Below are 11,061 nucleotides of genomic sequence, written 5' to 3' on the forward strand. Positions count from 1 at the left end.
TTCTTCACCCCACCGTCATGCCGATGTCCATCCCCACCGACGCTGAACTCAATGCCCAGTCCGCCGCGCTCGGGCGGCGCCTGCAGCAGGCCTCGCTGCAGCTGGTGACCGCTGAAAGCTGCAGTGGTGGCTGGATTGCCAAGTGCATGACCGACTTTGCCGGTTCCTCGGCGTTCTTCGACTGCGGCATGGTGGTCTACAGCTACGAAGCCAAGCAGCGCCTGCTCGGCGTGCGCGCGCAGACCCTGGAGCAGTTCGGTGCGGTCAGCCGCGAAACCGTGCTGGAAATGGTCTCCGGTGCGCTGGTCAATTCCGGTGCCGGCATCGCGGTGGCGGTGACCGGCATCGCCGGCCCCGGCGGTGGCAGCCCGGACAAGCCGGTGGGCAGTGTCTGGATCGGCTGGAAGCGCCGTGGCGGCTATGCCCGCGCCGAGCTGTTCCAGTTCGATGGCGACCGCGAAGCCATCCGCCGGCAAACCGTGGCGGCGGCATTGCGCGGCATCGACGCCCAGCTGTGACATGCTGCTCCGGTAATCGTCCGGAGCACGCATGATGTGGGAAACGCTGGGCACGGTCCGTGACCTGGGCCGACTGCAGGAAATTGCGGTTGTCCTGATCCGCTATGGCTTTGGTGACGTGGTGCGACGCATCGGCCTGGCCAGCACGCTGGAGCGGGCAGGGCGCCTGCTGCACTGGAACGAAGAGCGGCAGGAACTGCTGCGGATGACCGCGCCGGTGCGTGTGCGCAGTGCGATGCAGGATCTCGGTCCCACTTTCGTCAAGCTCGGGCAGGTGCTGGCGACGCGCGTTGACCTGCTGCCGCCGGAATGGATCGCTGAACTGTCCGAACTGCAGAACGCGGTGCCGGCGCTGCCGTACGCGGATATCCGCGAGCAGCTCGAAGCCGACCTTGGCGCCTCGCCGACGGAAGTGTTCGCCTTCCTCGATGAAACCCCGATGGCCGCCGCCTCGCTGGCGCAGGCCCACCGCGCGCGCCTGCATGACGGCCGCGAGGTGGTGCTGAAGGTGCGGCGCCCGGGTATCCGCGATGTGGTCGAGGCCGACCTGCGGCTGCTGGCCCGACTGGCCGAGATTGTCGAGGCGCGCCTGCCGGACCTGCGTCGTTACCGCCCGGCCGAGGTCGTGCAGCAGTTCACCGTGTCGCTGCGCCGCGAACTGGATTTCGCTGCCGAATGCCGCAATGCCGAGCGCATCGCGCGCAACTTCAACGGCCGTGACGACATCCTGATCCCCAGCGTGCACTGGCAGTGGACCTGCGAAAGCCTGAACGTCCAGGACTTCGTCGACGGCATTCCCGGGCGTGACCTGGCCGGTGTCGATGCGGCGGGCCTGGACCGGCGCGAACTGGCCCGGCGCGGCGCGGACATCGTGTTGAAGATGGTGCTCGAAGACGGCAGCTTCCATGCCGACCCGCACCCCGGCAACATCATCTACCTGCGTGACGGCCGCATCGGCGTGATCGATTTCGGCATGGTCGGCGCCTTGTCGGAAGTGCGCCGCTTCCAGGTCGCGCAGCTGCTGCACGGTCTGGTCGAGCAGGACCCGCAGGGCGTAGCCGACGTATTGCTGGACTGGGCCGGTGGCGTGGAAGTGGACGAGAACCGGCTGCAGCACGACATCAGCCAGTTCGTCGATCAGTACCGCGGCGTGCCGCTGAAGGACCTGCGCATCGGCCTGATGCTGGGTGACATCACCCAGCTGCTGCGCAGTTACAGCCTGACCCTGCCGGCCGACCTGGCGCTGATGATCAAGGCGTTCCTGACCCTGGAGGGCATGGGGCGCCAGCTGGATCCGGATTTCGACATGGCCAGTGCTGCGCGCCCGTTCCTGGAGCGGGTAGTGCTGCAGCGCTATGCGCCCAAGGCGCTGCTCAAGCGGGGCCGACGCAGCCTGCTGGGCCTGGTCGACTTCGCCGGTGAGCTGCCGCGCGACCTGCGCAAGCTGGTGCAGGCGGCGCGTCGCGGTCGTCTCCAGCTGAAGGTGGAAACCAGCGCGCTGCAGGGCTTCGGCGAACAGGTGAACCGCGCAGCGAACCGGCTGGTGATGGGCATCGTCACCGCCGCGTTGATCATCGGCTCCTCGATCGTGATGCACAGCGTCGGCGGTGTTTCCAGCCGCTGGCTGCTGGCGCTGGGGGTCTGCGGCTTCATCGGCGCCGGCTTCTGCGGCGTGTGGATCCTGTTCTCTATATGGAGAAGCGGTAAACACACATGAGTGTGTTTACCGCGGAATCGCGCAGCGATTCCTGTAGAGCCGAGCCATGCTCGGCTGCTCTTGCCCAGGTCAGCCCAGCCCAGCCCAGCCATTCGCCACATTGCCGAGCACGGCTCGGCACTGCAGATGTCGCCGTGTCGTCTTCGGCACTTGCAGTCCCGCACGTTAGTAGTAATACTACTAACCATGGACCTGACCGACACCCAGCAGGCGATCCTGCAGTTGATCGCCGAGCGTATCGAGAGCGAAGGCGCACCGCCGTCGCAGACTGAAATCGCACGCGCGTTCGGCTTCAAGGGCGTGCGCGCGGCCCAGTACCACCTGGAAGCCCTGGAGCAGGCCGGTGCGATCCGTCGCATCCCAGGCCAGGCGCGCGGCATCCGCCTGGTGCAGGCACCGCCGGTCGAGAAGCTGGCCGAGCCAGATCTGCCCGACAGCGTGCTGCGCCTGCCGGTGCTCGGCCGGGTTGCGGCCGGCCTGCCGATCGGCGCCGATATCGGCTCGGACGATTTCGTGGTGTTGGACCGGGTCTTCTTCTCGCCAGCGCCGGACTACCTGCTGAAGGTGCAGGGCGATTCGATGATCGACGAGGGCATCTTCGACGGTGACCTGATCGGCGTGCACCGCACCCGCGACGCCCATTCCGGGCAGATCGTGGTGGCCCGCATCGATGACGAGATCACCGTCAAGCTGCTGAAGATCGCCAAGGATCGTATCCGCCTGCTGCCGCGCAACCCCGACTACAAGCCGATCGAGGTGCTGCCGGACCAGGACTTCTCGATCGAAGGCCTCTATTGCGGCCTGTTGCGACCCAACCGGTGACCCGTTCCATAGCGCATTACCCCGCGGTCTTTTGTGGCGATTCTCTGGTTCCACTGAGGTTGGTACGGATGTCCGATAATTCTTTTCAGAGCGCCGGGCAGAATCTCAGCCTGTGCGATACGTCCGACTTAAAGTGAGCCCATGGCAAAGAAGACCCCCAAAGACAGCACCTCCAACGACACGACCTCTGCAAGGACCCATCCGATGGACGAGAACAAGAAGCGCGCCCTCGCTGCAGCTCTGGGCCAGATCGAGAAGCAGTTCGGCAAGGGCTCGGTGATGCGCATGGGCGACCGTGTGGTCGAGCCCGTCGAAGCCATCCCGACCGGTTCGCTGATGCTCGACATCGCACTGGGCATTGGCGGGCTGCCGAAGGGCCGTGTCGTTGAGATCTACGGGCCGGAATCCTCGGGCAAGACCACGCTGACCCTGCAGGCGATCGCCGAATGCCAGAAGCTGGGCGGCACCGCGGCCTTCATCGACGCCGAGCACGCGCTGGACCCGATCTACGCCGCCAAGCTGGGCGTGAACGTGGACGACCTGCTGCTGTCGCAGCCGGATACCGGTGAGCAGGCGCTGGAAATCGCCGACATGCTGGTCCGTTCGGGTTCGGTCGACATCCTGGTGATCGACTCGGTCGCCGCGCTGACCCCGAAGGCCGAAATCGAAGGCGAGATGGGCGACCAGCTGCCGGGCCTGCAGGCCCGCCTGATGAGCCAGGCGCTGCGCAAGCTGACCGGCAACATCAAGCGCTCCAACACCCTGGTGATCTTCATCAACCAGCTGCGCATGAAGATCGGTGTGATGATGCCGGGCCAGAGCCCGGAAACCACCACCGGTGGCAACGCGCTGAAGTTCTACGCCTCGGTCCGCCTGGACATCCGCCGCATCGGCGCGATCAAGAAGGGCGACGAGATCATCGGCAACCAGACCAAGATCAAGGTCGTCAAGAACAAGCTGGCACCGCCGTTCAAGCAGGTCATCACCGAGATCCTGTATGGCGAGGGCATCAGCCGCGAAGGCGAACTGATCGACATGGGCGTGGATGCCAAGCTGGTCGAGAAGGCCGGTGCCTGGTACAGCTACGGTGAAGAACGCATCGGCCAGGGCAAGGACAACGCCCGCGGCTACCTGCGCGACAACCCGACTGTCGCCGCCAAGCTCGAGGCCGAGCTGCGCGAGAAGTTCCAGCCGGCCGAAGCGGCCCGCGAGGAAGGCGACGACGAAGGCGACGACGAGTAAGGCTTGCTGTGGGGCAGGGCGGCGCCGTCAGTGACGTCGCCCTGTCCCGCAGGTTCGAATCGCCCAGGGATGGGCTGGGCGCCACGGATGGCGCCACCCTTGGAGTACCCATGTCCGACGCCGAAGACATTCCGACCGGCCGAAAGCGCCGGCCGCGTGAGCAGACCCCCGTGCAACGGGCGCTGGGCCTGCTGGTCCGCCGCGAGCACTCGCGCAAGGAACTCACCCGCAAGCTGACCGCCCGTGGCATCGAAGACGAGGCCGCGCAGGCCGCTGTCGCCAAGCTGACCGAGGCCGGCTGGCAGGACGACACCCGTTTCGCCGAGAACCTGGTGCGGATGCGCGCCAACACCGGCTATGGGCCGATCCATGTCCGTGCCGAACTCGGCACCCACGGCCTGGACAGTGCCGCCATTGCCGCGGCGATGGACAGCTACGAAGGCGACTGGCAGGAAAACGCCCGTGACCTGGTCCGCCGGCGCTTCGGCGAGGCCGGCCCGCAGGATCTGACGCAGCGGCGCAAGGCGGCCGATCTGCTGGCCCGACGCGGCTTCGACGGCGACAGCATCCGCCGTGCGACCCGCTACGACCCGGATGACTGAGACTGGCGGCGCCGGGCCTGATACCCTTTAGGTTTTCGGCGGTCCCTCGCGACTCTGGCCAACGCGGCTGGTGGTCCGGGCCCGCCGGCCCGCAGACTGCCAGCCCCCAATGAACGCATCCGCCAAATTCACGACTTCCCAGATCCGCAGCGACTTCCTTGAATTCTTCAAGGGCAAAGGCCACACCATCGTGCCGTCGGCGCCGCTGGTGCCGGGCAATGATCCGACCCTGCTGTTCACCAACTCCGGCATGGTGCAGTTCAAGGACGTGTTCCTTGGCGCGGAGAAGCGCAGCTACGTGCGTGCAGCCGACGTCCAGCGCTGCCTGCGCGCGGGCGGCAAGCACAACGACCTCGACCAGGTCGGCTACACCGCGCGCCATCACACCTTCTTCGAAATGCTGGGTAACTGGTCCTTCGGCGACTACTTCAAGAAGGATGCGATCGCCTGGGCCTGGGAACTGCTGACCCAGGTCTGGAAGCTGCCGGCCGAGCGCCTGCTGGTCACCGTGTACCAGACCGACGACGAAGCCTACGAACTGTGGCGCGACATGGTCGGCATTCCGGAAGCGCGCATCGTGCGCATCGGCGACAACAAGGGTGCACCGTTCGCCTCGGACAACTTCTGGCAGATGGCTGACACCGGCCCCTGTGGCCCGTGCACCGAGATCTTCTACGACCACGGCGACCATATCGCCGGTGGCCCCCCGGGTTCTCCGGATGAAGACGGTGACCGCTTCATCGAGATCTGGAACCTGGTGTTCATGCAGTTCGACCGCCAGCCCGACGGCACCCTGGTGCCGCTGCCGGCGCCGTGCGTTGATACCGGCATGGGCCTGGAGCGCCTGGCGGCGATCCTGCAGCACGTGCATACCAACTACGAGATCGACCTGTTCCAGGCGCTGATCCGCAAGGCCTCGGAGCTGACCGGCACCGCCGACCTGGAGAACAAGTCGCTGCGCGTGATCGCCGATCACATCCGCGCCTGCTCGTTCCTGATCGTCGATGGCGTGCTGCCGTCCAACGAAGGCCGTGGTTACGTGCTGCGCCGTATCATCCGCCGCGCCCTGCGCCACGGCTGGATGCTGGGCGTGCGCCAGCCGTTCTTCAGCAAGCTGGTGCCGACCCTGGTCGAGCAGATGGGCGAGGCCTATCCGGAACTGCCGGCAGCGGTGGACACCGTCACCCGTGCGCTGCAGGCCGAGGAAGAGCGTTTCGCTGAAACCCTCGATGCTGGCATGAAGATCTTCGAAGACGTCGCGGGCAAGGCCAGCAATGGCGTGATCCCGGGCGTTGACGCCTTCCGCCTGTACGACACCTATGGCTTCCCGCTCGACCTGACCCAGGACATCGCCCGCGAGCGTGACCTGACCGTCGACATCGCCGGCTTCGATGCTGCGATGGAGCAGCAGCGCGAAACCGCACGTGCGGCCGGCAAGTTCGGCGGCGGCGTGACCCTGCCGGCCGAGCTGGTGGCGACCCTCAGCCCGACCCGGTTCCTGGGCTACGACCGCCTGCAGGCCGATGGCCTGACCGTGCTGGCCGTGCTGAAGGACGGTCGTCCGGTGCAGTCGGCCGATGCCGGTGACGCCGTCATCGTGATCACTGACCAGACCCCGTTCTACGCCGAATCCGGTGGTCAGGTCGGCGACACCGGCGTGCTGACCGGCAACGGCGTGCGCCTCGCGGTGGACGATACCCAGAAGTTCGCCGGCCAGTTCCATGGCCACGTCGGCACCCTGTCCGAAGGTGGCCTGAAGGTTGGCGACGTCCTGTCCGGCCAGGTCGATGGCGAGCGCCGTGGCGCCACCATCCTCAACCACTCGGCCACCCATCTGCTGCACGCCGCCCTGCGCGAAGTGCTGGGCACCCACGTGCAGCAGAAGGGCTCGCTGGTCGCACCGGACCGCCTGCGTTTCGACTTCTCGCACTTCCAGCCGATCAGCGCGGAAGAGCTTGCCGTGATCGAGCGCAAGGTCAACCAGCAGGTGCGCGCCAACAACGCCGCCGAAGTGCACAACATGGGCATGCAGGAAGCGCTGGACTTCGGTGCGATGGCGCTGTTCGGCGAGAAGTACGGCGAGCACGTGCGCGTGCTGAAGATGGGTGACTACTCCACCGAGCTGTGCGGCGGCACCCACGTCAACCGTACCGGCGACATCGGCCTGTTCAAGATCACCTCCGAGGGTGGTGTCTCCGCCGGCGTGCGCCGCATCGAGGCCGTTACCGGCCAGGGCGCCCTGGATTACGTGGACGCCGAAGAGGCCCGCCTGGCCGAGGCCGCTGAACTGCTCGGCGGCAGCGCTACCGACGTGGTCGAGAAGATCCGTGCCCTTGGCCAGCGCCAGAAGCAGCTGGAGCGCGAACTGGATGCCGTGAAGGCCAAGGTCGCCGCAGGTGCCACGGCCGACCTGTCCGGCCAGGCCGTCGAGGTTGCCGGCGTGAAGGTGCTGGCGGCCCGCCTGGAGGGCTTCGATGCCAAGGCCCTGCGTGACGCCATGGACCGTCTCAAGCAGCAGCTGGGCGATGCGGTGATCGTGCTGGCCGGCGCCCAGGACGGCAAGGCCGCCTTGGTCGCGGGTGTGAACGGCAGCGCAATGGGCAAGGTCAAGGCCGGGGAACTGTTGTCCCATATCGCCAGTCAGATCGGGGGCAAGGGCGGCGGACGCCCGGACCTCGCCCAGGGTGGTGGCGAGGACGGGCCCGCCCTTGCCACTGCGCTGGCTGCGGTCGTCGAATGGGTCAGCCCCCGCCTGTGATGAACCTGGCCGTCCCCCTCCTTGTAGGAGCGGGACGGCTGACGGTACCATTGCGAATCTTTTCCCTTTGTCGTGGTAGCGCTTCTTGACGGAGCGTCAAGCCGGTGGGGGATACCCTTCCACACGGTTCCATGGAGACTTACAAAAATGTTGATCCTGACTCGCCGCGTCGGCGAAACCCTGATGATCGGTGACTCGGTGAGCGTCACCGTGCTTGGCGTCAAGGGTAACCAGGTGCGTATCGGCATCACCGCGCCGAAGGACGTCGCTGTGCATCGCGAAGAGATCTATCAGCGCATCCAGCGCGGTGACGAAGCCGGTGGCACCGGTAGCGAAAATTCTGCCGAATAACGCTTTACCTTCGCACTCGATTAACGTTATGATTCACGCCCCGCTGAGGTGCAACGCACCAGACGCGGAGAAAACCCCGGAGTGATGCCCGAGTGGCCGAAGGGGCTCCCCTGCTAAGGGAGTATAGGGTCAAAAGCTCTATCGAGGGTTCGAATCCCTCTCACTCCGCCAGATACAAAGAAGCGCCTGCAGATCTTCGATCTGCAGGCGTTTTTCTTTGCCTGAGGCTCGAATGGACAGGTCAGTGCCGAGCCGTGTCTGCCTGGTCCACCGTGCTCATCGCAGGCGCCGGTCGGGAGTGGCCGCGGGCACCGAAACAGGTGCGCCTGGGTGGACCGGCGGTTCAAGCTCATCGGATGGCGCTTCCCTCCACAGCAGGGCAAGCACGCAATCGTTGGCACGCTCCCTGCACATTCTCTCTGCCTTCTTCTGCGCAGCATCCGGCGTCTTCTCTGCCAGTGCAAAGCCCAGCGCAATCGTGCCTGTGGCGATGGCCGAATAGCCTTCGTTGGCCGTGCTGGCGGATTGACCACAATTGCGTGATCGCGCTGCGCAGTAGTGCAGCGACTGCTGCATCGCGGTGGTCAAGGAACGTTGGTTCATCGAGTAGCCGTAGCGACCGTCCTTGTCGTAGGTGATCGCCGATGCGGCACCGGCGCCGGATGCAATGTTCAACAGCACCCCGAGGGAAATCGCTTGTTTCCAGTTCATCACCTTCTCCATTTTCGCCGATGGTGGATCAATCGCGGCCCGGGAGGCAACCACGCAGTCCGTGACCCAGGACGCCCACAGGTGGCTCACAAGCAGGCTTGCCTTTCTCCGGCCTCTGCCTCAGAGCCTCACCGTCACCCCCACCTGGAACCCACGCCCCGGCAACGGCGCGATGTACTTCAACGGTGAGTTGTGCGGCCGTGCTTCTTCATTAAGCAGGTTGCTGCCATTGACGAACACTTCCATGCCGGCGATGTAGCTGTTGCGCACCGGCAGCTCACGACTGACCTGCAGGTCGACCAGGTTGAAGGCATCCAGCGGTACTTCCTCGCTGACGTTGCGGCCGAGGTACTTCTGCGTGTCGTAATAGGTGCTGGACAGCTGCGCCTTCCAGCCTTCGCGCTGCCACTGCAGGTTGGCACCGTAGCGGTTGGTCGGCATGTTCGGCAGGTACTCGCCGTCATTGTGGGCACGCAACGAATCGGGGTGATCGGCCTTGTTCTTCACCAGGTCGGCGAAGGCGGAGACGTTCAACGTGCCGTAGCGGCCCAGGTCCAATGCCTGCGAGGCATCGATCTCGAAGCCCTTTACCGTGGTATCGGTCTGTTTCCAGTATTTCAGCGGCAGGCGGTTGGCCATCTGCGCGCCGGAATGGCCGAGGTAAAGATAGTTCTCGTAGCGCATCCGGTAGGCGGTGCCTGACAGTTCGAAACCGCCGAGGTGGAACAGGCCGGTCAGCTCCAGATTCTTCGCGCGCTCCGGTTCGAGATTCTGGTTGCCTTCTTCCTGGGTCATCACCGAGTAGTGCGCGTTGCTGGCGTACAGCTCGTTGATTTCCGGTGCGCGCTGCGAGGATGAGTAGCGCACTTTGGCGGCGAACAACGGACCGAGCTCGACATACGAACCCAGGCTGTAGCTGTTGAGCCGGTAGGAACGATCCTGCAGTTTCGTGTTGGCAGCATTGCGCGCGGTCTTGAAGCGGCTCGGCTGCAGTTCGTGATCGACACGCTCGTGGCGCACGCCAGCGTCGAAACTGGCCCAGCCGAAGTCCAGCGTTTCCTTCAGGAACACCGCGTTGCTGCGGGAGTCCACATCAGGCAGATAGCGCAGCGAGCCACTACCTGTCACGTCACGCGACTGGTGGCTGAAACCGAGCAGGCCGCTGAGCGGTCCGATCCGCTGGTGGCTGAGCAGCAGTTCGGCCTGGGTACCCTCGAAATCGTAGTCGTTGGCCCTGGAAGCACCCAGCCGTTCGCCCGAGGTGTTGTCCAGCCTGGAGACACGCAGTTCGGCACGCTCCAGCCCCGGCAGCGGATCGCGCAGCAGTGCTTCCAGCGCGTAGCGCTCCTGCTTGATCACCACGCCCACCGGCAGCCCGTCGGCATAGTTGGAACCGAATGACAGGTTCTGCATCGAGAACCCTGGCACGCCGTATTCGCTGTCCTTGGCATCGATGCTGATGCCCACATAGCCACGATCGAAGAACAGCGTGGAGCCGAACGCCACCTGCGAGTTGCGCGCGTAGCTGTTGCCCAGCCGGCGATGGTAGTCGGGCGTCACATCGTTGTTGATCTGCTTCTGCACGTATGAGGGCGTGCCTGAGACATAGGCAGGATTGACCGGATTGATGTAGGTGCGGCGCTGCCAGACCGAAGTCGGGTTGTTGGTGTAGAACGAGAAATCACCGTCGGCCCAGTCCGGGTTCTCGGTCATGAACTGGTCGATGTACGGCTGCGAGGCCTTGTTGTAGATCTGCTGCACGCGCGCTTCCTTCTGGCAGCTGTCGGCCAGCGCAGAGTTCACACCACCGGTCGGCGGGAACAGACGCGTATTGCAGACACTGGCCTTGCTGTTGCCAGGGATGTCGTAGTGCGAGATGCGCTGCCGAGAGACCTGCAGGTTGGTCGAGACGTTGTGCTGGTTGTTGAAGTTCATGCGGAAGCCCTGCGCGTCGGCGGCATTGAAGCCCTTGCGCAGGACCAGTTCCATCGACTGGTCCCTGTCTTCCATGCTGCGCGAGATCAGGCCGGAGTCGATCTCCACGCTGCCGCCGATCGCGTTGCCACCGTAGCGCACGGTATCGGACGACTTGTTGACGGTGACGCTGCGCACGAACAGCGGGTCGAACGGAATGTTGATATCGGCGCTGATCGCGTTCATGCCAAGGATGGACTGGCCGTCCTGCAGGATCTGCACGCGGTTGCCGCTGAGGCTGCGGATGACCGGCGCGCCGGCGTTCGGGCCGAAGGCGCTGCTCTGCACGCCGGAGACGTGCTCCAGCAGGTTGCCCAGGGTGCGGTTCTGCGCCTGCGGGTTGTCGACGGTGACCCGGCTGTCGAT

The 11,061-nt window shown here is 65.1% G+C and carries 9 protein-coding genes and 1 tRNA gene; 8 read left to right on the top strand and 2 right to left on the bottom strand.

The window, feature by feature from the left end; genetic code table 11:
* Positions 1-23: 23 nt before the first annotated feature.
* The 8 genes from QRO91_RS12190 (at position 24) to QRO91_RS12225 (ending at position 8,181) form a co-directional block, all read left to right on the top strand.
* Entirely contained in the window at positions 24-518 is a 495-nt protein-coding gene (locus tag QRO91_RS12190; RefSeq protein WP_197650845.1) for a CinA family protein, read from the top strand.
* A gap of 34 nt (positions 519-552) precedes the next feature.
* Positions 553-2,235 carry a 2-polyprenylphenol 6-hydroxylase gene (ubiB, locus tag QRO91_RS12195; protein WP_049428179.1) on the top strand — a complete coding sequence of 561 codons (1,683 nt, stop codon included), beginning with the start codon at positions 553-555 and terminating at the stop codon, positions 2,233-2,235.
* Between the two features lie 186 nt (positions 2,236-2,421).
* Positions 2,422-3,057 (top strand): transcriptional repressor LexA, encoded by a 636-nt coding sequence (gene lexA, locus QRO91_RS12200; RefSeq protein ID WP_049428130.1) that lies wholly within the window; start codon positions 2,422-2,424, stop codon positions 3,055-3,057.
* Positions 3,058-3,261: 204 nt separating this feature from the next.
* Positions 3,262-4,299, top strand: a complete 1,038-nt coding sequence (gene recA / locus QRO91_RS12205; protein WP_049428133.1) for a recombinase RecA — start codon at positions 3,262-3,264, stop codon at positions 4,297-4,299.
* 110 nt (positions 4,300-4,409) lie between these two features.
* Complete coding sequence (gene recX / locus QRO91_RS12210; RefSeq protein WP_005409024.1) at positions 4,410-4,901, top strand: recombination regulator RecX; 492 nt, start codon at positions 4,410-4,412, stop codon at positions 4,899-4,901.
* Between the two features lie 109 nt (positions 4,902-5,010).
* Entirely contained in the window at positions 5,011-7,659 is a 2,649-nt protein-coding gene (gene alaS / locus QRO91_RS12215; RefSeq protein WP_049428135.1) for an alanine--tRNA ligase, read from the top strand.
* 147 nt (positions 7,660-7,806) lie between these two features.
* On the top strand, positions 7,807-8,010 hold the full coding sequence (gene csrA, locus QRO91_RS12220) for a carbon storage regulator CsrA (RefSeq protein ID WP_004152909.1): 204 nt from the start codon (positions 7,807-7,809) through the stop codon (positions 8,008-8,010).
* A gap of 78 nt (positions 8,011-8,088) precedes the next feature.
* Positions 8,089-8,181 (top strand) — tRNA-Ser (locus tag QRO91_RS12225).
* Between the two features lie 105 nt (positions 8,182-8,286).
* On the opposite strand, the gene QRO91_RS12230 is transcribed toward QRO91_RS12225, so the two are convergent.
* Together QRO91_RS12230 and QRO91_RS12235 are read right to left on the bottom strand one after the other, a co-directional pair.
* A complete protein-coding gene (locus QRO91_RS12230; RefSeq protein ID WP_285310408.1) occupies positions 8,287-8,811 on the bottom strand; it encodes a DUF4189 domain-containing protein in 525 nt (174 codons plus the stop codon).
* Between the two features lie 30 nt (positions 8,812-8,841).
* Positions 8,842-11,061, bottom strand: a 2,220-nt coding sequence (locus tag QRO91_RS12235) for a TonB-dependent receptor domain-containing protein (protein WP_285310409.1), incomplete at its 5' end; no start/stop codon positions are given.

Source organism: Stenotrophomonas maltophilia group sp. Smal32 (assembly GCF_030237085.1).
Lineage (GTDB): Bacteria > Pseudomonadota > Gammaproteobacteria > Xanthomonadales > Xanthomonadaceae > Stenotrophomonas > Stenotrophomonas maltophilia_Q.